24 protein-coding genes are annotated in these 25,889 nt (G+C 41.7%); 15 read left to right on the top strand and 9 right to left on the bottom strand.

Going from position 1 to position 25,889, the window contains the following annotated elements; genetic code table 11:
• The first annotated feature begins 58 nt into the window (after nucleotides 1–58).
• Nucleotides 59–724: a uracil-DNA glycosylase gene (ung, locus tag BMY70_RS14360; RefSeq protein ID WP_090336543.1), complete on the top strand. Its 666-nt coding sequence runs from the start codon at nucleotides 59–61 to the stop codon at nucleotides 722–724.
• Between the two features lie 73 nt (nucleotides 725–797).
• Here the strand turns inward: ung and BMY70_RS14355 are convergent, their stop codons facing one another.
• Nucleotides 798–1,142, bottom strand: a complete 345-nt coding sequence (locus BMY70_RS14355) for a Dabb family protein (protein ID WP_090336540.1) — start codon at nucleotides 1,140–1,142, stop codon at nucleotides 798–800.
• 398 nt (nucleotides 1,143–1,540) lie between these two features.
• On the opposite strand from BMY70_RS14355, the gene BMY70_RS14350 reads away from it, so the two are divergent.
• Complete coding sequence (locus BMY70_RS14350) at nucleotides 1,541–2,575, top strand: zinc dependent phospholipase C family protein (protein WP_177197024.1); 1,035 nt, start codon at nucleotides 1,541–1,543, stop codon at nucleotides 2,573–2,575.
• 2 nt (nucleotides 2,576–2,577) lie between these two features.
• Here the strand turns inward: BMY70_RS14350 and BMY70_RS14345 are convergent, their stop codons facing one another.
• The 4 genes from BMY70_RS14345 to BMY70_RS14330 all read right to left on the bottom strand — a co-directional run bounded on the left by BMY70_RS14345 (nucleotide 2,578) and on the right by BMY70_RS14330 (nucleotide 6,906).
• The gene (locus BMY70_RS14345) at nucleotides 2,578–3,486 is read right to left on the bottom strand and encodes a sugar phosphate isomerase/epimerase family protein (protein ID WP_090335948.1); all 909 of its coding nucleotides are present in this window, start codon (nucleotides 3,484–3,486) and stop codon (nucleotides 2,578–2,580) included.
• A gap of 68 nt (nucleotides 3,487–3,554) precedes the next feature.
• Nucleotides 3,555–4,400, bottom strand: coding sequence for a sugar phosphate isomerase/epimerase family protein (locus BMY70_RS14340; RefSeq protein WP_090335947.1), 846 nt, complete (start codon nucleotides 4,398–4,400; stop codon nucleotides 3,555–3,557).
• Nucleotides 4,401–4,488: 88 nt separating this feature from the next.
• Nucleotides 4,489–5,019 carry a DinB family protein gene (locus tag BMY70_RS14335; RefSeq protein ID WP_090335945.1) on the bottom strand — a complete coding sequence of 177 codons (531 nt, stop codon included), beginning with the start codon at nucleotides 5,017–5,019 and terminating at the stop codon, nucleotides 4,489–4,491.
• Nucleotides 5,020–5,100: 81 nt separating this feature from the next.
• The gene (locus BMY70_RS14330) at nucleotides 5,101–6,906 is read right to left on the bottom strand and encodes a DEAD/DEAH box helicase (protein WP_090335943.1); all 1,806 of its coding nucleotides are present in this window, start codon (nucleotides 6,904–6,906) and stop codon (nucleotides 5,101–5,103) included.
• Nucleotides 6,907–7,510: 604 nt separating this feature from the next.
• Between BMY70_RS14330 and BMY70_RS14325 the strand changes: the two genes are divergently transcribed.
• A complete protein-coding gene (locus BMY70_RS14325; protein WP_090335941.1) occupies nucleotides 7,511–8,056 on the top strand; it encodes an outer membrane beta-barrel protein in 546 nt (181 codons plus the stop codon).
• 54 nt (nucleotides 8,057–8,110) lie between these two features.
• On the opposite strand, the gene ald is transcribed toward BMY70_RS14325, so the two are convergent.
• Nucleotides 8,111–9,223 carry an alanine dehydrogenase gene (ald, locus tag BMY70_RS14320; RefSeq protein ID WP_090335938.1) on the bottom strand — a complete coding sequence of 371 codons (1,113 nt, stop codon included), beginning with the start codon at nucleotides 9,221–9,223 and terminating at the stop codon, nucleotides 8,111–8,113.
• 183 nt (nucleotides 9,224–9,406) lie between these two features.
• Here ald and BMY70_RS14315 point away from each other — a divergent pair, with 183 nt between their 5' ends.
• The 8 genes from BMY70_RS14315 to lepB (BMY70_RS14280) all read left to right on the top strand — a co-directional run bounded on the left by BMY70_RS14315 (nucleotide 9,407) and on the right by lepB (BMY70_RS14280) (nucleotide 16,879).
• Nucleotides 9,407–9,868: an Lrp/AsnC family transcriptional regulator gene (locus BMY70_RS14315; RefSeq protein ID WP_090335936.1), complete on the top strand. Its 462-nt coding sequence runs from the start codon at nucleotides 9,407–9,409 to the stop codon at nucleotides 9,866–9,868.
• A gap of 100 nt (nucleotides 9,869–9,968) precedes the next feature.
• On the top strand, nucleotides 9,969–10,991 hold the full coding sequence (locus tag BMY70_RS14310; RefSeq protein ID WP_090335934.1) for an SPASM domain-containing protein: 1,023 nt from the start codon (nucleotides 9,969–9,971) through the stop codon (nucleotides 10,989–10,991).
• Nucleotides 10,992–11,154: 163 nt separating this feature from the next.
• Nucleotides 11,155–11,952: a ParA family protein gene (locus BMY70_RS14305; protein WP_090335931.1), complete on the top strand. Its 798-nt coding sequence runs from the start codon at nucleotides 11,155–11,157 to the stop codon at nucleotides 11,950–11,952.
• A 31-nt stretch (nucleotides 11,953–11,983) separates the two neighbouring features.
• The gene (locus BMY70_RS14300) at nucleotides 11,984–12,913 is read left to right on the top strand and encodes a ParB/RepB/Spo0J family partition protein (RefSeq protein ID WP_090335929.1); all 930 of its coding nucleotides are present in this window, start codon (nucleotides 11,984–11,986) and stop codon (nucleotides 12,911–12,913) included.
• On the top strand, nucleotides 12,910–13,614 hold the full coding sequence (locus tag BMY70_RS14295) for a DUF5683 domain-containing protein (protein ID WP_090335927.1): 705 nt from the start codon (nucleotides 12,910–12,912) through the stop codon (nucleotides 13,612–13,614). Before BMY70_RS14300 ends, BMY70_RS14295 begins: the two co-directional genes overlap by 4 nt.
• Before the next feature lie 42 nt (nucleotides 13,615–13,656).
• Nucleotides 13,657–14,370 carry a 4-hydroxy-tetrahydrodipicolinate reductase gene (dapB, locus tag BMY70_RS14290; RefSeq protein WP_090335924.1) on the top strand — a complete coding sequence of 238 codons (714 nt, stop codon included), beginning with the start codon at nucleotides 13,657–13,659 and terminating at the stop codon, nucleotides 14,368–14,370.
• Between the two features lie 30 nt (nucleotides 14,371–14,400).
• On the top strand, nucleotides 14,401–15,531 hold the full coding sequence (lepB, locus tag BMY70_RS14285; protein ID WP_090335922.1) for a signal peptidase I: 1,131 nt from the start codon (nucleotides 14,401–14,403) through the stop codon (nucleotides 15,529–15,531).
• Nucleotides 15,532–15,691: 160 nt separating this feature from the next.
• A complete protein-coding gene (gene lepB / locus BMY70_RS14280) occupies nucleotides 15,692–16,879 on the top strand; it encodes a signal peptidase I (protein ID WP_177197023.1) in 1,188 nt (395 codons plus the stop codon).
• A gap of 63 nt (nucleotides 16,880–16,942) precedes the next feature.
• On the opposite strand, the gene BMY70_RS14275 is transcribed toward lepB (BMY70_RS14280), so the two are convergent.
• Entirely contained in the window at nucleotides 16,943–18,766 is a 1,824-nt protein-coding gene (locus BMY70_RS14275; RefSeq protein ID WP_090335919.1) for an alpha-amylase family glycosyl hydrolase, read from the bottom strand.
• Nucleotides 18,767–18,903: 137 nt separating this feature from the next.
• On the opposite strand from BMY70_RS14275, the gene dprA reads away from it, so the two are divergent.
• Nucleotides 18,904–20,043 (top strand): DNA-processing protein DprA, encoded by a 1,140-nt coding sequence (gene dprA, locus BMY70_RS14270; protein ID WP_090335917.1) that lies wholly within the window; start codon nucleotides 18,904–18,906, stop codon nucleotides 20,041–20,043.
• A gap of 4 nt (nucleotides 20,044–20,047) precedes the next feature.
• The gene (locus tag BMY70_RS14265) at nucleotides 20,048–20,677 is read left to right on the top strand and encodes an AlbA family DNA-binding domain-containing protein (RefSeq protein ID WP_090335915.1); all 630 of its coding nucleotides are present in this window, start codon (nucleotides 20,048–20,050) and stop codon (nucleotides 20,675–20,677) included.
• A 72-nt stretch (nucleotides 20,678–20,749) separates the two neighbouring features.
• Here the strand turns inward: BMY70_RS14265 and BMY70_RS14260 are convergent, their stop codons facing one another.
• Both BMY70_RS14260 and proS read right to left on the bottom strand, forming a co-directional pair.
• Nucleotides 20,750–21,181 (bottom strand): FKBP-type peptidyl-prolyl cis-trans isomerase, encoded by a 432-nt coding sequence (locus BMY70_RS14260; protein WP_090335914.1) that lies wholly within the window; start codon nucleotides 21,179–21,181, stop codon nucleotides 20,750–20,752.
• 56 nt (nucleotides 21,182–21,237) lie between these two features.
• Complete coding sequence (gene proS, locus BMY70_RS14255) at nucleotides 21,238–22,713, bottom strand: proline--tRNA ligase (RefSeq protein ID WP_090335911.1); 1,476 nt, start codon at nucleotides 22,711–22,713, stop codon at nucleotides 21,238–21,240.
• Nucleotides 22,714–22,902: 189 nt separating this feature from the next.
• On the opposite strand from proS, the gene BMY70_RS14250 reads away from it, so the two are divergent.
• Nucleotides 22,903–24,177, top strand: a complete 1,275-nt coding sequence (locus BMY70_RS14250; RefSeq protein ID WP_177197022.1) for a hypothetical protein — start codon at nucleotides 22,903–22,905, stop codon at nucleotides 24,175–24,177.
• 115 nt (nucleotides 24,178–24,292) lie between these two features.
• A complete protein-coding gene (locus BMY70_RS14245; protein ID WP_090335905.1) occupies nucleotides 24,293–25,852 on the top strand; it encodes a hypothetical protein in 1,560 nt (519 codons plus the stop codon).
• The last annotated feature ends 37 nt before the right edge of the window (nucleotides 25,853–25,889 follow it).

The raw sequence follows: 25,889 nt of genomic DNA, 5'->3' as shown, positions 1-25,889 counted from the left end.
CCTGATAAAACCAAATCAAAAATCAATTAATTTGGATTTAAATTCAATAACCAACAGTATGGATGTTAAAATAGAGGAGTCCTGGAAAAAAAGATTGTCGACAGAATTTGAAAAACCATATTTTGTTTCGCTAACCGACTTCGTCAAGCAGGAGTATGCAACAAAACAAATATTTCCATCAGCAAAACAAATTTTTAATGCCTTTGAACATTGCCCTTTTGATCGCTGCAATGTGGTGATTCTCGGCCAGGATCCATACCATGGATTTGGCCAGGCAAACGGCCTTTGTTTCTCAGTGAACGATGGTGTACGAATGCCTCCATCCCTGCTTAATATCTTCAAAGAAATCAAAGAGGATCTCGGTAAGGAAATCCCTAAAACCGGAAATCTGGAACGTTGGGCGGATCAGGGAGTGCTGCTTTTGAATGCAACACTTACCGTTGAGGCAGGAAAGGCCGGGTCACATCAGAACAAAGGCTGGGAAATTTTTACGGATGCCGTAATTAGATGTTTGTCGAATGAGAAGCAAGATCTTGTGTTTATGCTTTGGGGAAAATATGCGCAGGATAAAGGCAAAATTATTGATGCAAATAAACATCACGTTTTAAAAGCCAAACATCCTTCGCCTATGGCTGCCAACTATGGAGGCTGGTTTGGATGCAAACATTTCAGTCAGGCAAATGCTTTTCTGAAAGAGCGAGGTTTAAAGCCAATAGAATGGTAATCGTACAGACAAAAAAAGAGTCGGGAATTCCCGACTCTTTTTAATAATTTTCACTCCTATTACTATTTAATAATTACTTCTCAATACTGGAATTCATTTCCAGTACCTTATCCCAATGAGACTCATTGCTTTTAACAAAAGCATTGCGATCTGCATTTGATGCATATTGTTTGGCAGCTTCATTAGTACGGAACGTCAGATAATGAACAACATCGTATTCGTTAGCTGTTCCATCATTATTTTGTACGCGTCCGGCAGAATAGGCTACCACGTCATTCACGTTGTTTTTAAGCGTAGCGAAATCACGCATGTGTTTTTCTATTTCCTCAGGCGTAGTGCCAGGCTTAAATTTGATACAAACAACACGCTGGGTTTCTGCCGGTTTATGCGGAACATAGGCTCCGTAAATGATCAGCATGAAAATGCTCAGTAAAAATACTGGCAGTAAATATCCTAGAGTTTTATTTTTAGTTCTCATTATTTCTATGTCGGCTTAACCTTTGATTCTATTGTTAAGCAAAAATAAAACAAATATTTAACATTGCACTATTTTAATAAATAATATAATGTATTTTGTTTTTCAGGTGTTTTTTGAAATAATAATTGGTAAAATTGTGTTTGCCAGTATTTTATTTTCCTTTACTTTTCTGTTAAATTTTGGTATTTCTTTATCGTGATGTTCGTATTTATGTGCGTCGGATTTAAAAATTGTTATTTTTAATAAAACAGGTTACATTTTTAATTAAAATGTTACTTTTTTCTAAAAAATCGGTATAAGGTGGTGATAAAGTGTCAGATCTTCACACCAAACTTTATATGGACAGCAGCCTCCTGAATGACAAACATTTAAGAAAATTTTTTAAATATTTTTTCAAGAAAGTACTCATTTTGAGTGTATCTCTTCTACTTCTTACCGTTGAAACGAGTTTTGGAAGTACATGGGGCTTTTGGGCGCACCGCCGCATCAACAGATTAGCTGTGTTTAGTCTTCCCCCAGAAATGCAGTATTTTTACAAAAAACATATCGACTATATTACAGAAAACGCTGTAAATCCTGACCGCCGTAGGTATGCAGTTGTCGGAGAAGCCGAGCGTCATTTCATTGACCTGGACGTGTACGGTGACAGTGCACTGAAGATATTGCCAAAAGTCTGGCAGGCTGCTGTAAAGAAGCTTGGAGAAGACAGTTTAAGAAAACACGGTATCGTTCCGTGGTATATCCAGACGGCGGCATACCAACTGACCGATGCATTTAAAGATAAAGACAGCAAAAGGATTTTGAGGATTTCAGCCGACCTGGGTCACTATGTCGCTGATTCAAATGTGCCCTTGCATACGACCAGAAATTATAATGGGCAGCTTACGCATCAGGAAGGAATTCATGCATTTTGGGAGTCCAGGTTACCGGAGCTTTACGCCGCCGAATATGATCTGTGGATTGGAAAGGCTGTTTATATAGAGAATCTGACGGAATCCATATGGAGCTCCGTTGACAGGGCTCATTTGGCTAGTGATTCGGTATTTCTATTTGAGAAGCAACTCAGTGAAGCTTTTGAGCCTGACAAAAAATATAGTTATGAACTGCGTAACAATGTTCTGTCCAGAACCTATTCGCAGGATTTTTCATTGCAATACCACAGTTTATTAAAAGGGCAGGTGGAGCGTCAGATGAAAGCTTCCATTTCCATGGTCAGTGATCTGTGGTATACCTGCTGGATCAACGCGGGACAGCCTGATCTGAGCACATTGAATGATTATATACCAGATGAGAAAGAGAAAAAAGCAGAAGCCGCTGAACAACGAAGTTGGCTGCAGCGGCTTTTGCATATCAGGTCAGAAAGTGACAATTAAATTTATTTAAAAACAAGCTTTTTCATATAAGCCGCGTCGTTTCCGATACTTGTAAGAACATCTCCCGGATATTCTTCCTGTTCAACAATAAACTGAGTGATACCGGTGTCAGCTCCAACTTTCAACAGACTTGTAAAGTCAATTTCACCTGTTCCCAAATCTACTGAATGCGGTTCTGGTTTGCTTACAAGGTCTTTAATGTGGCAAAGGTCATAACGGCCTGCGTATTTTTTCAAATGAGCCACAGGATCTTGGCCGGCGGCTACGATCCACATCAAATCCAGTTCGAAATGAACAAGAGATTTATCGGTATTGTCAAGTAGAATTTCTTGCGGAAGTTTTCCGTCCTGATCTTTAAACGAATAATCGTGATTGTGATATCCGAATTTTACACCTGCTTTTTGGCAAATTTCGCCGCGTTTGTTAAATTCTTCGGCGCGTTTTTTCCATTCGTCGAGCGTCTTCTGAGGACCGATATAGGGTTGCAGCAAATAGGTGATACCTGCTTCCGCAGCTTCGGCAGCGGCTTTCTCAAGTCCTTTTGTTGTGTCAGCATGTGTGCTTACGATAGTCATGCCAAGTTCGTCCATGTAAGCCTTGAATTCTTTGGGTGTCAAACCCCACAAAAATCCCTTGTCGCCTGCATAACTTTCTACTTTTTTATAACCCAGATCCGCAATTTGTTTTAAAACACCCTTTGGATCCTTACCAATGATGTCGCGAACGCTATATAATTGTAATCCAAAGTCGGGAATTGAGGGAGTGCCTGCACCCGTTGCTGCCAGGCCGGTGGAATCGGCACCTTCTGAAGATTTTTCGTTAGATCCGCCACATGACGAAATGGAGAAAATCAGCGAGCCGGCTGCTGCTACACCAGCTGATTTTAGAAATAACCTACGGTTATAAGTCATAAAAAAGGTACTGTTTAATATAAAAGGAAAATTAATTTCTTAGAATTTAAACTGAATATTCGGCAGTTTTATTTTGATTTTGCAAAAGAGCTCCGGAAATATTTAACGCTTTCTGCAACTTCACCACTGCTATTCTCCCAATGATACTCATACTCAGCGGATATGGGGCCTTTAAATTTCTGGCGTTTTAATTCTACAATGACATCATCAACTTTGCTGTTACCTTTTCCCCAAACGACGTCATGATATTTTCCGTCTGGTGTATCCTTGACAACATCTTTGAAGTGAGATCCCAGCACGTGACCATTCAATTTTTTCAAACATTCAACAGGATCTAATCCAGAGCGAACCCAGTGTCCAATGTCAGAACATGATCCGATGAATTTGCTTTTGGCTGCGTATTTCAATACAGAGTCAGGATGCCAGTAATGGGAAGGTTTTGGATGATTGTGAAGTGCCACATTAATTTTATACTTATCGGCAAGTGGGGCGATATATGCAAATTGCTCAGGCTTAGGTTCCGAATTGATATTTGCTATTCCCATATCTTTCGCAAACTCAAACAATGTTTTCCATTCTGCTTCGTCCTTCGCGTTTACAACGCCAAAGGCAGTCATGGTTATTCCGTGTTTTTTAAGAAGCGCCTTCACTTCCTGTCGTTTTGCAGCATCCATTTTAAAATCCATACTTCCTCCAAGACCCCCGCCAAGTTTCTGTCCTGGAAATGCTTCTACATATTTGAGTCCGCAACTGTCAATTTTTCGAAGTGCTTCGTCAAAAGTAAATAAACGAAACGTATACGATTGAGCGCCAAGTTTCCAGCCAATTTTATCTTCAGGATTTTTCTGCGCCCATGTGACAACGCTGCACAAAGCAAAGAACGCGCAAAGGATAGTAGATTTAGAAAACTGCATAGGATTGTTTTAAAGTTGAAACATAAAAGAAAGATGAACGGGATTTCGAACTACTCAAAATTCAGGTTACCCGGAAGTCTGAACGTTTTCAACTTATTTTATCAAAACCTGCTATCAGCAATTTGAAGGTCACGAAAAGCTGACCAAAATGTCGTGTAGTATGCTCAGCTGCGTGCACCAGAAGACCAAGATGTGTTGAAGGAATTTGCGCTCTTCCGACACAACGAATTTCCGGAAGAGTGGAGGGATCTGTGTTTTCCAGCTGTTGGATTGCGATTGAGAATTGTTTATTGAGATTTTCCAGCAAGTCAGAAAATTTGCAGCCGGGAAATGGTTCCGTTCCCTCTTGTTTAAGATAATTCAGCTGTATTTCTGTTAGGGACTCGGCACGTGCATAGGTAAGCAGGCGGTCTAGCACTCCGGCGAGGTGCTGCATATGAAAGCCAACCGAGGCCAGATCAGCCGGTTTTTTCCAAAGCAGTTCTGTTGGGAAATTTTTATCAAGCCTGTTTATTTCTTCCTGAACCTGCAAAAGCGCGTGAGCAACAGGCTGTAACAGGGTAGGTATGTTCGGTAGCGGGCCGCGCAGCCACACCTCTGTTTTTTGTTCGTTTTCCATCCCGAAAAATAACGAAAAAGGGAGCTATTTTACAAGCTCCCTTCTTCAATCTTATATTTGGTGTCAGAAATAACGAACTGATTATTTCGCAATATCAATCTGTACTGCTTTACCTTTAATTGTATTTCCGTCCATAGCGCGCAATACTGTTCGAGCATCACGTTCTGGTACATCAACAAAAGTGAATTTATCATAGATATCAATCGCACCGATTGTTTTACCAGGAATGTTTGCTTCACCAGCAATCGCTCCAACGATATCACGAGGCATGATATGATCCTTACGTCCAAGACTTAGGAACAAACGAGTCATACCTGCTTCTGGTGCAGCCGTACGTTTAGCTTCGCCATCACGCTCACGAGGTGCACGCGATTCTCCGCTGCGTTCTCTGCTTGCGAAACGGTCGCTTCCTCCGCGACGATCTCCGTCTCTTCCGCCATCACGGCTTCCTCTTTCAAAACGTCCGCCTGTTGAACCTGATGAACGACGTTCAAAACGGTCATTTCCGCCTTCACGACGCTCTCCGCGTCTTTCTTCCCAAGCAAGGTTTCCGTCAGAATATTCATTTTTCTGAACACCCATAATTTGTTTGGCAAGAGCTGCAACGATTTGCTCTGTTGTGAAACCGCTGTGACGCAGCATTTCTAGTACGTCCTGGTAAAGATCTGTGTCGCCCTCCTGAATTGCAGCTGAAATACTTTCTACAAAACGAGCCTTACGCACACCAACGATATCTTCGTAAGAAGGAATAACGCCTTTTTCGATTTTTACTTTTGTATAATTCTCTATTGATTTTAAACGGAATTTTTCATCACGTGCAACCAGTGAGAAAGCTTTTCCGGACATACCGGCACGACCTGTACGGCCAATGCGGTGTACGTAATATTCTTCGTCTAATGGAATGTCATAATTGATAACACCGTCGAGACCGCTTACGTCGATACCACGTGCAGCTACGTCAGTTGCAACAAGGATCGTAGTTACACCCGCCTTGAATTTGCTCATTACATTGCTACGTTGTTGCTGGCGCAAATCACCGTGAATACCTTCTGAGGCATATCCGCGAAGCTGAAGATCTTCAACAATCTCATCAACTTTACGTTTTGTGTTACAAAAAACGAGCAATGATTTCAAATGATACATATCGATCAAACGAGTCATTACTTCCACTTTCGCCTGTGGTTTTACTTCGAAACAAACTTGCTCGATATTAACGTTAGTGAGTTCATTGCGAACTACTTTAATCAATACAGGATCGTTAAGGAAGCGTTTTGTGATCGACATGATCGGCTTAGACATTGTCGCAGAGAAAAGAATCGTTTGACGATCTTCCGGCATGTCGGCCAAAATGCTTTCAATATCTTCACGGAAACCCATATCCAACATTTCATCGGCTTCATCAAGTACCATCATACGTACTTCATCAAACTTCAATGTGCGACGTTGCATATGATCCATCACACGGCCAGGAGTTCCTACAACAATATGAACACCTTTTTTCAACGAACGTATCTGGCGATCAATAGAATCACCACCATATATAGCTTCAATTTTAATTCCACGCTGAAATTTAGCAAGTCTTCCTATTTCTTCAGAAACTTGTACAGCTAATTCTCTTGTAGGGCAAAGTATAAGTGCCTGAACAGCATTGCTAGATGTATCAATACGTTCAAGTACAGGTATTCCAAATGCAGCAGTTTTTCCGGTTCCCGTTTGAGCCTGACCAATAACGTCAGATCCTTGCATAACAGCAGGGATACCTTGCGCTTGTATTGGAGAGGGTTTGGTGAACCCCATTTCAGTTAAGGCTTTAAGGATGTTTTCTGAGAGTCCTAAATCAGCGAAGGTCTCAAAATCTTCAATTGTCTCAATTGTTTCAGTAGTCATCTATCTTGTTATTGTTAAATTCTTTAAAAATTATTTTTAAGAATTAGAAGTCAGTAGGTTGCCAGCAATATCAGATCCGATATCCTTCATGACGAATATCAAACACAATATTGAAAACCTGCACAATTTGAAATCATGTCTGATTGTTAAGGTAAACCGTATAAAACCGGTTTGGTACAACAACGCTGATGACTGTCAGTAATTTTAAATCTAAGGGATTGCGCTAAGCCCACCACAAGACATCCGTGGGGCTCTGCATGACGAAACGGGTGAAAACTAACCAGGCGTTTTAAAGGTTAGTGGCGCTAAAAATAATCGCCGGACCGTGTATGAAGCAGAGAAGCGAACGGATGTTCGTTCTAATTTTTTACAAAAGTACAAATAATTTTTTAACAAGCAAATGACTGGCAAATAATAATTGTAATATTTTTAGAATATAGAAATTCCGGGCTTCTCTGTTCGTCTAAAAATGTTGCATTCTCCTATCAGGAAATAACTTTTTTAAATTTTTTTCAGGTAGTTACTTTTTTGTATTAAGACCGTATAAAGGAGCGAACCACCGAACGAGGTGAAAAGGTTTATCTTTTATACAAAACACACTACAATGAAAAAATTCTTGTTTAGCTTTATTCTTGCCATGGCCGGGTTATCTGGTTATGCTCAGCGCAATTCGATTCTGGTTTACGGAAATCTGGGCATAAATTCAAGCAAAACCGCTTCGGATATTAAAACGAGCAGTTTCTCTTTTTCTCCCGGGGTAGGTTATCAATGGGACGACCACTGGACAGGCGGGGTGAATTTTCAAACGACGTCGGGGAAAACCGGGTCTCCGGAGATTAAAACAACCTCTTTTGGAGCGGGTCCTTTCGTACGTTACGCTTATCCGTTGTCTGATATCTTTGCTGTTTATGGCCAGTTGAATACAAGTTTTTTGTCTGGCAAAACCTCAGGAGTAAAAATGGCGGGTTTTGAGTCAACTCTTTTTCCTGCAATCGGAGTAAATCTTAAAAACGGATTTGCTTTGAACTTCAATTTTGGAAGCCTTGGCTTTGCAACCGGAAAAGTAAAAGGAGAAAAGAATAGCAGCAGTTTTGGATTGAACTTCGGCAGCGGCGCCGGATTCGGGATATCCAAAAACTTTGGATTATAAAAAACAAGGGCTGTATCGATCAGATACAGCCCTTGTTTTTACGCTATATATAAATCAGAGCACTTCACTAACCTCTGTATAAGGTAGGCTCCATGCCTCGGAAACGCCTTTGAAAACGATCTTGCCGTTGACAACATTAAGTCCTTTACGTAATTCCTCATTCGTTGCGCATGCCGCTTTCCATCCTTTGTTCGCTAATTGCAACGCATAAGGAAGGGTTGCATTTGTCAAAGCGAGTGTCGAGGTATAGGGTACTGCACCTGGCATATTAGCCACGCAATAGTGAACAACACCGTCTACTTCGTAAATTGGATCTTCGTGTGTAGTAGCATGAGAAGTTTCGAAACAGCCTCCCTGATCAATTGCCACGTCGACCATTACGGTTCCGGGCTTCATCAGTTTCAACATATCGCGTGTAATCAAAGAAGGTGCTTTGGCCCCCGGGATCAAAACTCCACCAATAATTAGGTTTGTACTTTTGACCAGATCACGAATATTGTATTCGTTTGACATAACGGTATCAACATTCGCCGGCATAATGTCTTCAAGATAACGAAGACGCGCCAGGCTGATGTCAACAATCGTAACGTTCGCACCTAAACCTGCGGCCATTTTCGCAGCCTGGGTTCCTACGATCCCACCGCCTAAAACCAATACATTAGCAGGTTTTACCCCGGCAACCCCGCCAAGCAAAATTCCAAAACCTCCCATTGGTTTTTCAAGATATTTTGCACCTTCCTGAACGGCCATGCGTCCGGCTACTTCACTCATTGGAATAAGTAACGGAAGGCTTCTGTCTGTTCTTTCAACCGTTTCGTAAGCAAGACACACTGCTTTCCGTTCGATCATCGCGTGTGTAAGCGGCTCTGACGAGGCAAAGTGAAAATAAGTAAACAGCAGCTGATCCTCTTTGATCAATGCATATTCGCTCGCAATTGGCTCTTTTACCTTCACGATCATTTCAGCGATAGCGTAAACTTCCTCGATTGTTGGAAGAATCACTGCACCAGCTTCGGCGTACTGATCGTCTGAAAAACCACTTCCTTTTCCAGCTTCCGTTTGAACGTAAACCGTATGGCCATGTTTGCGAAACTCAGTTACTCCGGCGGGCGTAACTGCCACACGGTTTTCATTGTTTTTGATTTCTTTCGGAACGCCGATGATCATAGTAATAGATATTAATAGTTGGGAAAGAGTGAATTCTAGTCAGACTGTAAAATTACCATACAAGGGAAAAACATTCTTTTGTGTTGAAAAAATATAGAAATAAAAACTGTTTGGATGTACTTGTAAAGAAAATTATTCTTTCATTTACCTTAAAATAAAGCTGGACAATTAAAAATTACTTTTATGCAAATCGATTCTACGGATCGCAGAATTCTGGAACTTCTTCAGGAAAATTCTCAGTTCACGATGAAAGAAATCGCGAGCCGGATAAATCTCTCAGTTACGCCCGTGCATGACCGGATCCGGAAATTGGAGCGGGAAGGCTATATTGATAAGTATGTCTGTCTGTTGAACCGCAGAAAATTAGGCAAATCGCTGATCGTTTACTGTAATATTACCCTTGATAAACAAAAAAGAGAAAGCTTCGAAGATTTCAACCAGGCGATCGTTAATATGAGTGAAGTGTTGGAATGTTCAGTTGTTTCAGGCAATTTTGATTACATGTTAAAAGTAGTGGTTGAGGATGGCGAAGCATATAATCAATTTTATCAGCATAAACTTTCTGCACTAAAAAGTGTGTTACACATCAGCAGCTACTTCGTAATTTCGGAAATCAAGTATTCAACCGGAATTTCTGTTCGTTAAATGCTGAAATGATTTGAATTAGAAGCCATGGTCAAAGTATTGTTTATAAGCCAGGTATCGGTTTGCAGAGGCCTTTAAAACCTAGCTAAAAATTAACAGGATGAATAAAAATTTTAAAGATGGTCTGAACCTGATGTCGAAGGTAACTCCCAAGCGCGCTTGGAATGCCATTCAGATATTAAGCAGTTATTTTTACTCAAAATCAACGGGCAGGCCTGTTCATTGGGGGATGCCGATTGCGATTTCTTTCGAACCGACAACATCCTGTAATCTGCGTTGTCCGGAGTGCCCGAGCGGGCTTCGTTCTTTCACACGGCCTACGGGTATGATGGAGGAAAAACTCTACAAAAAAACCATCGATGAACTGGCTGATACGCTTTTATATCTGATATTTTATTTTCAGGGAGAACCTTATCTGCACCCCAAATTTTTTGAACTAGTACGGTATGCGCATGATAAGGGCATTTATACAGCTACATCAACAAACGCTCACTATTTGACTGACGAAAAAGCGAGGAAAACAGTTGAGTCTGGGCTGGATCGTTTGATCATTTCGATTGACGGGACGACACAGGAAACATATCAGCAATATCGTATTGGCGGAAACCTTGAAAAGGTGCTTGAGGGTACCCGGAACATTATCAAGTGGAAAAAGGAGCTTAAATCCAGCACGCCTCACGTTATTTTTCAGTTTCTGGTGGTAAAGCCGAATGAACATCAGATTGAAGATGTGAAGAAGCTGGCGGAGGAAATGGGCGTGGACGAAGTTGGTCTGAAGACCGCGCAGATATATGATTACGAAGACGGATCCGATCTGATTCCAACCATCGATAAATACTCAAGGTATAAGAAGGAAGAAACCGGACGGTTTTCGATTAAAAATAAATTTGTCGACCACTGTTGGAAAATGTGGCATTCCTGTGTGATTACCTGGGATGGAGCCGTTGTGCCGTGCTGTTTTGATAAGGATGCCGAATATCAGCTTGGTGATATGAAGCGTTCGACTTTTCGCGAACTGTGGCGTGGGAAGAAATATACGGACTTCCGTGCTTCTTTAATCCGCTCCCGTTCGGAAATCGAAATGTGCAAGAATTGTACAGAAGGAACGGAGGTTTGGGCGTGAAACATTGGTCAATTTATTATTTAATTGAAAAATTAACAAATATTAATGCGATATAAAGTATTGATATACAAGGTTTAGTGAGTTATTATTGAAAGTCCGTGGAACATTTTTTGGTGGTTTGCTCTGAATAATTGAAATTTGGCACTGGTAACTCACACAATTCATGGGCAAAGTAATTGCAATTGCAAACCAAAAAGGCGGAGTAGGTAAGACTACGACCGCAATTAATCTTGCTGCCAGCCTGGCAGCGTTAGAATTCCGTACGCTTATTATTGACGCAGATCCGCAGGCGAATTCCACCTCAGGACTGGGATTTAATCCTCAGGAAATGCAGAACAGCATCTACGAATGTATGGTGGAAGATGTTCGTACAAGCGAGGTTATTTTAGAAACTGATTTTCCAAACCTTAATCTTTTGCCATCGCATATTGATCTTGTAGGTGCGGAAATCGAAATGATCAACCTGAAAAACCGCGAGCAGCGCATGAAAGATGCGATCGCCGAAGTACGGGACGATTATGATTTCATCATTATCGATTGTTCTCCTTCGCTTGGTTTAATAACGATCAATAGTTTAACAGCGGCAGATTCTGTGATTGTGCCTGTTCAATGCGAATATTTTGCATTGGAAGGGCTTGGGAAACTCTTAAACACCATCACGATCATCCAGTCCCGGCTAAACACAAATCTTGCAATTGAAGGTATCCTTCTGACGATGTATGACCTTCGTTTGCGTTTGTCAAATCAGGTGGTTAATGAAGTTACGAGTCATTTTGAGTCCTTGGTATTTAATACAATCATTCCCCGTAATATTCGCTTAAGTGAATCGCCAAGTTATGGTATACCTGTTTTGGCGCAGGACGCAGACAGCAAAGGTGCTATCAGTTATCTGAATCTGGCCAGAGAAATCCTGACAAAGAACGGATTGCTTTCTACGGATGCACATCAGGGAGTTAATTGATCAATTGTACTAGGGGAGATTACAGCGCAGAATGGAAACAAGCAATAAAAATAAAAAAATGACGGGGCTCGGAAGAGGCCTGGGAGCATTGTTGCAGGACTCGGACAAGGTTAATAATACCCCGCGTCCAAGCACCAGACCTTCTTCTCTGGATGCAGTTGGGTCGATGAATGAGATCGAGCTGGATCAGATTGAGGCAAATCCTTATCAGCCCAGAACAAAATTCGATCAGGAAGCACTTCAGGAACTAGCAGATTCGATCCGTGTTCAGGGAATTATACAACCTATTACGGTTAGACAATTAGGTCCTGACCAGTATCAGCTTATCTCCGGAGAGCGGCGTTTGCAAGCGTCCAGATCTCTCGGCATGCCAAGAATCCCTGCTTATGTGAGGACCGCAAATGACCAGCAAATGCTGGAAATGGCACTTATCGAAAACATTCAGAGAGAAAACCTTAACTCTATAGAGATCGCGTTGAGTTATCAACGGTTGATCCTCGAGTGTAATTTGAAACAAGAAGAGCTTGGTGTTCGGGTTGGTAAGAACCGCACGACGGTTAATAATTACATTCGTCTATTGAAATTGCCGCCGGTTATTCAGGCCGCTTTGCGCGATAATCGGATCAGCATGGGTCATGCACGGGCAATCATTACAATCAACAGTGATCAGATTCAGTTAAAGATTTTTAACAAGATCATCGAAGAAGGCTGGTCTGTTCGGAAAGTGGAGGAGGAGGTGCGAAAGCTTGGTATGATGAGCAGTATGTCTTTCGAAACGAAAAAGCCTGTTACAATTAATCAGGAAATTAAGTCGTTGCAATTTCAATTGTCTTCTTTTTTTGGAGCCAAGGTATCTGTGAAAAGCAGTGATGACCATAAGGGTGAGATCAAGATCCCGTTTGGTTCGCAGGATGAATTGAAAAAGATTTTGGAAACATTGAAATTCGAGGGTAAGGCTTGAAAAAGTGGTTTTTAATAGGCATTGTTCTTTTTATCTCAGGTAGAGGAAGTGCTCAGACTGTCAGACCGGATAGTGCGAAAGGAAAAGCTGTCAAAATCGTAGTTTCAGATACAGCAGCAATTGTGAATGGCGATACGTCTTTGTTAAAAACAAAGAAAAAGTGGGTGCCTAATCCGAAAAAGGCCACCAAACTGGCAGCTATTTTACCCGGATCAGGTCAAATTTATAATCGGGATTATTGGAAAATCCCTTTGGTTTATGCCGCTTTTGCAGGAGGTACATGGACAGCCGTATACTGGAATGTTCGATATAAAGATTTTTTAAAAGGTTACAAGACTTTTTATGATCTCACAGAAGGTAGTGACAGATACGGCCAGCTGAAAGATGGAGTTACGTCTGACACCCGTTTGCCGGTTTTTTATCGAGGAGGTATTTTAAATGGTGAGAGAGTAGATTCACTTGCCCTGACCGTTGACCAGGTGAGAAGAGAAAAGAACCGTTACAGACGATTCCGCGAAACGGCGATAGTTTTCACCGTAGCGCTTTACGCGCTTTCTATAATTGAAGCTAACGTAGCAGCACATTTGAAAACTTTTGACTTATCGGAGGATATCTCATTTCAGGTAGCGCCGAAAGTACAGCAGCCAAACATGACAAGACCCACACCTGGCGTAAGTTTGGTGTTCAACTTTAAGCGATAGAAATAAATTAGTTAAGTATTGATTGAAATTTAAGTTTTTAAAATGAAAATATTATTGCTGGGTTACGGCAAGATGGGCAAAACGATCGAGAAGATTGCCCTTGAAAGAGGTCATAGTATTGTTGGGAAAATTGATCTTCAGAACCGGTCCGAAATGGACAATCTTGGTAAAGAGGATGTTGATGTTGCAATAGAATTCAGTTCCCCTGAGTCTGCTTATTCGAATATTACCTATTGTCTTAAGAAAGGCTGGCCGATCGTATGCGGCACGACAGGTTGGCTAGAACATCGTGCAGAGATAGAACAATTGTGTGCAGATCAACAAGGATCGTTTTTCTACGCTTCAAATTACAGCATTGGTGTGAACCTGTTCTTCCGTTTAAATCGCCATCTTGCAAAACTGATGAACGGACAGGGGTATCAGGCTTCGATGACAGAAATTCACCATATCCACAAACTTGATGCACCGAGTGGAACGGCCATTACCCTCGCGGAAGGTGTAGCAGCTGAAAACAGCGCTGTTCAGGGTTGGAAACTTGCACCCGAAGATGAAGGTGGATTTATCACTATCAAAGCAGAGAGAGAAGGAGAAGTTCCGGGTACACATATCATCCGCTACGAATCGGATGTTGATACGATTGAAATCTCCCACACAGCTCATAACCGGGCAGGTTTTGCGCTGGGTGCGGTTGTCTCTGCGGAATGGCTTCCAGGCAGACAAGGTGTTTTTGGTATGGACGATCTGTTAAAAATTTAGACTAAACTCGTAACGCTCAATAAATAAAATATGGCTTTTAATAAGGGAATAACCTCTAATTCATCTTCTAAAAAGAAATCGGCAGTAAGAGAGTGGTTTGACTCCATTTTGTTTGCAGTAATCGCTGCGACACTTATACGGTGGTTGTTCTTTGAAGCATTTACAATTCCAACTCCTTCGATGGAGAACAGTCTTTTGGTCGGCGACTTTTTATTTGTAAGCAAGTTGCATTACGGAACGCGTACGCCTAAAACACCGTTACAGGTTCCTTTAACTCATCAGACTATCTGGGGAACAAATATTCCATCTTATACGGACGCGGTTCAGTTACCCCAATTCCGCTTACCGGGTTTCAGTGATGTAAAACGTGGAGATGTTGTCGTATTTAATTACCCGCCGGAGTTGCAGCACCCTGTTGATTTGAAAACAAACTACATCAAAAGGTGCATGGGCCTCCCTGGTGATAAACTTGAAGTTCGCGATCTCCAGGTTTTTGCTAATGGAACAGCTGTGGAAAACCCTCCGAGAATGGAGAATGAATATTTTGTAGCAACTACTACAAGCGTAAACGAAGCGAAGGTTTTCAAGGATAACGGGATTTCCGAATACAATTCATATGTCGAAACCTTTAACGATACCATTGCAAGCAATGATCAGCCTGGATATCTGGTTTATACGACCGTTGAACTTGCTGCGAAATTGAAAACATATGACTTCGTTAAAGATGTCACGGTGGTAAAGGCTTCGAAAGAAATCAGTGAGCCGATGTTATATCCAAATTCTCAGCTGTTCAAATGGAACCGAGATAATTATGGACCAATTACAATTCCGGCAAAAGGAATGACTGTTCAGCTTACTCCGGAAAATATCGCATTGTATGGGCCGGTAATCAAAAATTATGAAGGAAAGGACGGCGTTGAACTGGCTGAGACAAGTGTAAAAATCGCTGGTAAAGTAATCACTTCATATACTTTTGATCAGGATTATTACTTCATGATGGGAGATAACCGCCACAATTCTGCGGACTCACGTTACTGGGGATTTGTTCCGAAAGATCACATCGTCGGAAAAGCAGTCTTTGTATGGATGTCGATTGATCCGGCGCCAACAAGCTTCTTCGGTAAAATAAGATGGAGCAGATTGTTCCGCGTGATCAATTAATTGACATAAATAGAAAATAAATGAAAAAGGGAAGAATGGATCAATCCATTCTTCCCTTTTTCATTTACTGCGTTTATAAAATACATTATAAAATTAAATTATATATAGTTGTTTGTATATTATACTAAAATGTAATTATATTTCGGAAAATAATTGCACAATGATAACCTCTGTAAAAAGGAAAATACAGCCTTTGCAAAAAGATTTGAAAAATAAGGAATCGGCATTTCGCGACTGGCTGGACTCAATACTGTTTGCTGTATTCGCAGCCACATTAATCCGTTGGCTATTTTTTGAGGCTTTTGTTATCCCCTCGTCGTCGATGGAAAGCACACTGCTCGTTGGGGAATATCTGTTTGTCAGCAAACTACATTATGGCACACGGACGCCTATAACACCGCTGCAGGTCCCTCTGACGCATCAGACCATCTGGGGAACACAGATTCCTTCATACCTGGATTGGGTTTCCCTTCCGGAATTTAGATTGCCTGGTTTTTCAGATGTAAAAAGAGGGGACGTAGTTGTCTTCAATATTCCTTCTGAAAATGAGGGCGTATATCAAAAATATAGCAACGTGCTGCCAAATCTTAAACCGCATCCAATCGACCTGCGTACCAATTACATCAAAAGATGTGTGGCCCAGGCCGGAGATAATTTAGAAGTGAAAGGTGGGCAGGTGTATGTCAATGGCATTGCGAGTACAAATCCAGAGGGAATGCAGAACGACTATTTCGTGTCGTCAGCTGCTTTAATCAATGAGCTTAATGTGTTCAGAAAAAATGGTATTAGGGAATATTCACCTTACACCGAAACGTTTAATGACACGCTTGCAGCAAATGATGAGTCCGGATATATTGTCAAAACAACAGCCGGTACTGCGGAGAAATTGAAAGCATACGATTTTATCAAACGCGTCCAACTCTCTGTTCTTCCAAAAGGGATGAAGGAAACATATCTCTATCCAAATTCTGAATTGTTTGATTGGAATAAAGACAACTATGGCCCGGTTACTGTTCCGAAAGAGGGAATGACAATTTCATTAATACCTCGAAATATCGCATTGTTTGGGGAGATCATCCAGTTTTTTGAAGGAAACCAAAATGTGGTTATAAAAAACGGAGAACTTATCAAGGCCGGACAGAAAATTACGAACTATACTTTCAAGCAGGATTATTATTTTATGATGGGCGATAACCGGCATAACTCCGCTGATTCGCGTTATTGGGGGTTTGTTCCGAAAAATCATATCGTCGGAAAGGCAGTATTTGTATGGATGTCTATTGATCCGGATCCAATTAATTTTCTGGAAAAGATTCGGTGGAACCGCTTGTTCAGCGTAATAAATTGAAAAAAGAGCTTCCATTTGGAAGCTCTTCTCTGTAATAGTTGTTTTTACTCTTGATTTTTACTCTTATTCTTCCTGAGAATAGATAAGGGCAGAATAAGGCGGAATTTGCAGGGATACATAGTTTGATAAATTGTCAAACTCTCCTTCCGTTGTAGTAACATCGAATATACCCAGGTTCGAGAAATCCTGATCATAGCTTTCGTTGTCGCTATTGAAACGAAGTTTCCATGAACCAGCTCTTGGGAAACCAACTTTGTAGTCATCGAATGTCTGTGTTGAAAAATTCAGTACAACCACGACACTGTCTTTCGGCCCGCCGTCTTTGTAACGGTGCATAACAATTACCTTTTTGTCATTATCTGCACGGATGATGTGAACATCCTGTCCTTGCAAACCTTCTGTTACGCCAAACCAATTTCTGCGCAAATGGATCAAATCCCTGTGCAGGTTTGTAAATCCGGCAAATTGCTCCTGTCTTGCCCAATCAAGAGGATCAGTGTCAGAAAACCACTTGTCCTCCAGCAAAGGCTGACCTTGAAAGATCATCGGAATACCCGGGGAAGTCATTACCAGTGCCACACCCAAAGCAGCCCTCTTCTTAGAATACCAGTTGTTTACATCACCATCGGCGATCTCTTCTGCAACTCTGGCCTGGCCGTTAGCTACTTCGTCATGAGACTCGGTGTAAATAATTCTTTGGAATGAATCTGAGTTGTAACGGCTAGTTATCGCGTCAACGACACTTGGAATATTTCTGTCCTGATCATTTGCTGTGATTATTGCATCGCGTACCGAATGGACAAATTCTGCATCCCATTGAGATCCATAACCCATTCCATCGTTTTCAACAGAATTAGTTACCATGTCAAGCGAGTGCATATCTTCGGCAATGGTTATTCGATTAGGGAAATTGTCCTTTATATCCTTATTGATCCATTGCATTAAAGAGATACCATCCTTCAAATCATTGCCCGGATTTCCGTCAGCTTTTACGTTTCTGATGTAAACAACCATATCCATTCTGAGACCATCAATGCGGTAGTCTCTCAACCACATCATGGCGTTATCATGAATATATTGTCTTACTTCACCCCGGCCATAGTCAGGTCTTGTACCTCCCCATGGTGTTTCTGCTTTCCAGTCATTGTAAAAGTAAATCCCTCCGCCGTCATTTTCTGACCAGCCGTCAAACCGCCATAGATCCAAGTCTGAGGGGCCGAAATGATTATATACCACGTCTAAAATAACTGCGATACCAGCTTCGTGCGCGGCTTTGACAAATGCTTTCAAACCTTCTGGTCCACCGTAATCTGATTCAATCGCAAATGGATTTGAAGGATTATATCCCCATGAGCGATCGCCCGGAAACTCTGCGCTTGGCATTAATTCAACCGCATTAATGCCAAGTTCTTTCAGGTAACCTAGTTTTTCAATGGCAGTGTAAAATGTTCCAATGTGGTTTTCATCTTTAACATGGAATGTTCCGATATGCAGTTCATATATAACGAGCTCATTCCAGCTAGGCATAGAATAGTTGGCGTCCTGCCAGTCAAAGCTCGCATGATTATAAACCACGCTATTTCCCACAGAATTGGTAACTTTTAAAGCATAAGGATCGTTACGCTGAAAATCTCCGTTTGGCGTTTTCAATGCAAATTTATACTCATCGCCCTCTTTGGAATTTTCTACTAAAAGCCCCCAATTGCCATTTTCTTCCTGATGCATCGGATTCGCTTCTGCATTCCAGTCGTTAAATGAACCTACAACCGAAACGCTATCTGCGTTGGGAGCCCATACTCGGTAGTGAACGCCTTCGGGGTGGCATATAGCACCCATTCCTTCAAAATTTTCTATAATGTCGGTGTCTTCAGTATTTAAGTTTTCCATGTAGGGATTTTGGCTTGTTAATTTTGAATCTAGCATGGCAAATCCCGTGCCACGTATATTTCATTTATTATGTGTGGAAAAACTAAAATTCCGAACCAATATTTTATAATTTGCAAGTCAAACACACACTAAATAATATGTTGGAATCACTGGAAAGCGAAAAGCTTTGCACACTTGCCTTGGTTAATACGCCGGGAATAGGGGCGGTTACTATTCGGCAGCTCATCAGCTATTGCGGAAGTGCAGAAAAAGTATTCAGCTCTGATTATAAAAAGTTGATCAAAATACCCGGCATCGGCGATAAGGCAGCGCGTATGATTCTCAAAAAAGAGGGTTTGCCGCAGGCAGAAACCGAATGGGCTAACTGTATCAGGAGCGGGGCCACGCTTCATTTTTTTTCTGACAGCACTTATCCTAACAGACTTAAATCGCTATACGACGCGCCTGTTCTACTTTATTCAAAAGGAAATTTTGATTACAATAGTCAGCGTACAATCGGTATCGTCGGGACCAGACAAATCAGTGAATATGGTAAGTCGGTGACAGAGACAATAATCAAGGATTTAATTCCTTTTAATCCGCTCGTTGTAAGCGGACTCGCTTATGGTGTCGACATTACAGCACATCGGGCGTGTCTGAAAAATGATATTGCCACGATCGGGGTTATGGCTAGTGGACTGAGCGTTATTTATCCGGCAACTCATCAAAAAACCGCGAAGGATATGGAACAGAATGGCGGTTTGGTAACAGAAAATGCTTTGTATACCAAACCAGATTTTATGCGTTTCCCAGCGCGTAACCGTATCATTGCTGGTTTAAGCGACATTACCATCGTTGTTGAATCCGCGAAAAAGGGCGGTAGTTTGATTACAGTTGAATTCGCACAGAATTATCACCGCGAAGTTTTCGCCGTTCCAGGAAATTTAAATAATCCACAGTCAGAAGGCTGCAATAACCTCATCCGGGAAAATAAAGCCGCAATTTTTACTTCGGTCAATGAAATGGCCGAAGCCATTGGTTGGAATTTAAAGAACAAAGAGGGAAATTTAAGTGTTACCCAATTGGAAGGTTTGATTGACCCTAACCAAGTCTTTGATGGTTTTACGCAGGATGAGGGTCAGGTTTTATCTTTGCTTAAACGTCAGGGTGTTATGCAGCTGGATGAACTTTCCTGGCAAAGTGGTATGCATCTGAATAAATTGGCGGCATTATTACTTAACCTGGAATTTCAGGGAATGGTGAGGTCTTTGCCTGGCAAAAAATATGGATTAATTTAAATAAATGGTAAAAAGTACAATTCAGTTAATCAAGCAGGGTGAGGGTTTGAACGTAGAGTTTAAAAGGACGATCGACAGTCCGTTTAAAATTGCAAAAACTATAGCATCTTTTGCCAATACATCCGGCGGGGTTTTGCTGGTCGGGGTAGGCGACAACCGGGAATTACTTGGGATAACTTCTGAATTGAAAGAGTTGGAAAAACTGGAAAAAGCCTGCACTGAACTGATCGATAAAATGATCCCTGTCAGATTTAAATCTGAAAAACTCGATAACCGCATATTGCTCAGGATTGAAATTGACGAAAGCCAGGAACGTCCGCATTATGCAATCAATGAGAAGGGACAGAGAATGATTTACATTCGTGTGAAAGATAAGAGCGTTCCAACTTTGCGGCTGTTTATTGAAGGCCAAAGTGATTTTGATACCAAAACCTTGCTTGATTCGCGGCATGTCAGAACACTAATTCAATACCTTAAAGAATACGACTCGGTAACGGCAAAAGTATTCTCCCGAATCATCAATATATCGGAAAAAAGAGCTGAGCGTATGTTAAATGATCTGGCAGACAAGCAGGTGCTACTAAAACTGAAAAAAGGAAAGCCCGAATTATTCAGTCTTAAATGGGTAGAATAAAATAACAATGGTGACAAAAAGAAAATCCTGAAAATTTAAGTTTTCAGGACTTTCTTTTTGTGTATGACATTGCTATTCGATACCTACAAGTTCCAGTTCGAAAATCAGATCCTGACCTGCCAATGGATGGTTCGCGTCAAGAATAACGTGCGCTTCACCTACTTCTTTAACAATAACAGGAATTACCTGCCCATTGCCGTCCTGGTGCATGTTCAGAGTGATACCAACCTCCAAAGGAATGTCAGACGGAATCTGGCTGCGATCGAAATTAACAATCATATCCTCATTGATCGGGCCGTACGCTTCCTCGTTCGGGATATGGATTGTTTTTTTATCTCCAACTGCCATTCCGGTAACACCGTCGTCAAAGCCTTTAATCACCATCCCACTTCCCAACTGAAAAGACAATGGCTCACGTCCTGCCGAGGAATCAAACAGTTGGCCATCTGGAAGAGTGCCTGTGTAGTGTACCTGGACAGTATCACCTGCTTGTGCTTGTTTCATTTTATTAGATATATTGGTAAAAAAATAGTTTAATGGTGAAGTTTTCGTAACCAGAATTAATAGGCTCTTGCGAAAACAACGCGTCTTGAAGAAGGTTTTCCGGTATAAATACACACGCCTTCCTCTTCAACAGAATTTAAAGGAACACAGCGAATGGTCGCTTTAGTTTCTTCCTTGATTTTTTCTTCCGTTTCGGAAGTTCCATCCCAGTGAGCGAGAATAAATCCTCCTTTAGTATCGAGCACTTTATTGAATTCTTCAAAAGTGTCAACCTTGTAAGTGTTTTCTTCACGGAAGGCCAGTGCTTTATTGTAGATTGATTCCTGAATATTATCAAGAAGAGCGCTGATTTGATCCACTATTCCATCAAGCGATACCGTCTCTTTTGTTTTTGTATCCCGGCGGGCAACTTCAACTGTATTGTTTTCAAGATCGCGTGCACCCATGGCTAGCCTTACCGGTACGCCTTTAAGCTCGTACTCTGCAAATTTGTAACCAGGTTTGTACGCGTCATTGTTATCGAACTTGACACTGATTCCTTTTTTCCTCAGTTGTTTAGTTATCTCGCTTACTTTTTCCGAAATCTGGGTAAGTTGTTCTTCATTTTTATAAATCGGAACAATCACAACCTGGATCGGCGCAAGCTTCGGAGGTAAAACCAGGCCGCTGTCATCGGAATGAGCCATAATTAATGCACCCATCAGTCGTGTGCTCACACCCCATGAAGTACCCCAGACATATTCAAGCTTACCTTCTTTATCCTGGAATTTCACATCAAAAGCATTAGCGAAATTTTGCCCCAGGAAATGGGAAGTTCCGGCTTGTAATGCCTTTCCATCCTGCATAAGGGCCTCTATACAATAAGTATCGACAGCGCCTGCAAAGCGCTCATTAGCCGTTTTTACACCTTTTACTACGGGAAGTGCCATCCACTCTTCCGCAAACTGCGCATAGATTTCAAGCATCTGTTTGGTTTCTGCCACAGCTTCGGCAGAAGTAGAATGCGCTGTATGCCCTTCCTGCCAAAGGAATTCGGTAGTCCTCAGAAATAACCGGGTACGCATTTCCCAGCGCACAACGTTGGCCCACTGATTAATCAATAAAGGTAAGTCGCGGTATGACTGGATCCAGTTTTTATATGTGCTCCATATCACCGTTTCCGAAGTTGGACGAACGATAAGTTCTTCTTCCAGTTTCGCTTCGGGGTCAACGATAACGCCACCGCCATTAGGGTCATTTTTCAATCTATAATGTGTGACAACAGCACATTCTTTAGCAAAACCTTCCACGTGTGAAGCCTCTTTGCTCAGATATGATTTCGGGATAAAAAGGGGGAAATACGCATTCTGATGACCTGTTTCTTTGAACATATCATCCAATGCGCGCTGCATTTTTTCCCAGATCGAATAGCCATAAGGTTTAATCACCATACAGCCTCTTACAGCGGAAGTTTCAGCCAGATCGGCTCTTTTTACAAGTTCATTGTACCATTCGGAGTAATTTTCACTGCGTGTTGGTAAGGCTTTACTCATTCTTCGTAAATATTATGTAATGGAAAGCAGTATGACGGTTTGCCACTTCGCTTTTTAATGAAGTTGCAAAGATAGTTTTTTATGTTAACTTTGGAATTAATGTCATAACAATGATGTTTTATTAGCGTCTGGTATAAAATTTATATATATTAGAAACAACATTATAAACAACTAAGAGCCATGGGGAGCATGAATAATTTAAAATATCTTTCAGTGATGCTGCTGTTTGGTGTTGGTGCTTGTACCAATAACCAGTATGCATCTCAGGGAGGATATGATGACCTCTACGGAGGGAATCCGAATTCGGGAGTAGTTTCAAGAGATTCACGTGTTAGAGACAGACGTGCACAGGAAGAGTTGTCTCGTTCGAACAATCCGGATTATCAGGGTTCAGATGAAGAGCAGTTAGCTGGAAATGCTGATTACTATGATGATTCGTATCTTTCTGCAAGAGGCGTTCAGCGTAATCTGAACGATAATGTTGGATATAATGCAGGTTTCACTGATGGTTTCAATCAGGCAACCCGGCTTTCCGGTGCTTACGGGTTCAGTCCATATTCAGCATTTAATCCATATTTTGGAGGAAGTGGTTTTAGCCTGGGTCTTGGTTTCGGCTTCGGTAGCATGTTTAGAATGAGACCATCCATTGCGATGGGATATGGCATGGGTTACGGAATGGGTGGCTTTGGTTACTCTCCTTATTCGATGTATGGATATAGTCCATTTGGATATGATCCGTTTTACGGCGGGTATGGATACGGATCTGGTCTTTATGGATACGATGCGTTTGGGTATGGTGGCTACGGATACGGCGGATATGGTTACGGATATAATCCATGGGCATATAGTGCACCTGTTATTATAGTAAACAACAATACAGAGAGAAGAGGTTACGCCAGAACATATGGAAACCGTGTGTCTGATAATAGTGTAAGATCTTCTGACCGCTATAATTCCAGCTTTGTTAATACGCCTCGTTCGTCAAATTCCGTTGGACGTAGTAATTCGAGAACTTCCGGTGACTATACTGCGCCTAGAACAAATGCACGGACTTATTCAAATAGTGGCCGTGGAGTAACAGATGCGACAGGCAATTCTAATGCAAGAACTTATTCGAGAGGAAGTAATTCCAGTGATGGTGGCAATACCTATTATTCTCGTCCACGTCAATCCTCGGGAAGTAATTATTCAAATAATTCGAATACTTACACACCCCGGTCTTCCAGAACATACAGCAACGACTCTTACAGTGCACCATCGAGAAGTCAGTCGAACTATTCGGCTCCTTCAAGAAGTACGCAAACATATCAGGCGCCTACAAGAAGTTACAACAATGATTACAGTGCGCCTTCGAGAAGTAATAACACGTACAGTGCGCCTGCAAGATCTTACAGCGCTCCAAGTTACAGCGCTCCTAGCAGCGGAGGTGGCGGCGGCCGTTCTTCTTCACGAGGTCCACGTTGATAAATCAGGAATGATTTTTATAGATTAACAATGTAAATAGACCCTGCAAAATGTCATATTTTTGCAGGGTCTTCGTTTAGTAACCAGTATATAATTAAAAAACTCTACTCGCGCCATGACGAAAACCGGAATATGGATTGGATTATTTTGCAGCATAACGATTTCGCTTCCTGCTTTTGCGCAATATGCGTCAGATGCATTCAGATATTCAGAAATTAATCAAACAGGTAGTGCTCGCTTTCAGGGTATAGGTGGGAACCACGCTTCTCTCGGCGGAGACGCCAGCTCGATAAGCGGTAATCCGGCCGGCCTTGGCTTTTACTCCAGATCGGAAGTGAGTTTTAGTCCATCCGTTACTAATTTTGGAACCAAATCAACCTACATTGACAATTCGACCTCAGACAGTAAATCTAATTTCAATATTGCTCAGGCATCTTTGGTTATAACCAGTCAGCCAAGTTTTCAGAGAAAATGGAAAAGATCGTCATTGGGTATTTCCTATTCACGTCAGCAATCTTTTCAGAATAGATTTAGTTATTCGGGCTTAAATAACAGGAGCGCATATGTAGACAAGGTTGTAGACAACGCCAACAATGCGAACCTTGCACAATCTACACTTCAGCAGGATTATTTGCCCGGTACGTCTACTGAACTGCCCCTGGCTTACTCCGAGGCAGCGGCATATTATGGCATGCAGTATATCTATCCAACATCCAATGCAGGTCCACCCTATGGTAGGGACGACCGAAATAGTTCTTCCAACCAGTCGGGAGTGTTCGATTCAAAGGGTGGGAATACACAATGGACTGTTGCTTATGCCGGGAACTACGACGATAAGTTATATGTCGGAGGATCGATCGGTTTTACCAGGATCAAATATGATTACGCGCACTCGTTTACAGACACCTTTAATAACCCTACTGTGTTCAGGAGCGCAACGCAGAATGAAGAATTGTCAGTTTCAGGGAATGGGATAAATGCTACTTTTGGTATAATCTACAAGGTTTCGCCAACGCTGCAGTTTGGAGGGGCACTTACTTCACCATCATTTACAGCAATAAAAGAAACGTTTACGCAAAGTTTGCAGGCGGATTATATCAGAGGATCTATCCGCGACGACAATGGAAATGAGGCAGGGCCGTTGGAAGATTATATTCCAGTAGCTCCAAATGATTTCGAATATTCGATCACCAGTCCATTGCGGGGATCGGTAGGGGCGACAGTTTTTCTTTCGAACAAAGGATTTCTAACGGGCTCCCTTGAATATATTGGTTACGGAGGAATGCGTGTCCGGACAAAATTCTACTCTTCAAGTGCTGATAACAATGCGTTCCGCGACGACTATAAAGATGAAATTAAAGATACCTACAAAGGTGCAGTCAATGCAAGGTTAGGAGGGGAATATCGAGCCGGAATATGGAGGGGACGACTAGGTCTGGCCTATTTATCAGACCCATATAAGTTCGATTCTGACGATATCAAACGGGATAAGTTGTTATTTTCATTGGGTGCTGGTGTGCGTAACAGTCGTTTTTTTGCGGATATTTCCGGAACCTACAATGCTTTCAAAACGATTTACACTCCTTATGTTTTGAACAACGCAGCGGACTATGCTTCTGCGAAAATCAATAATAATACTGTGAACGTTGTATTATCGATTGGCACATTCTTCTGAAAATAAACGCGCATGAAAAAAAGCAGAGCTGAGGTCT

This window comes from Dyadobacter koreensis (assembly GCF_900108855.1).
Lineage (GTDB): Bacteria > Bacteroidota > Bacteroidia > Cytophagales > Spirosomataceae > Dyadobacter > Dyadobacter koreensis.
The sequence above is the reverse complement of the archived record's forward strand: the minus strand, read 5'-3'. Positions and strand labels throughout refer to the sequence as shown.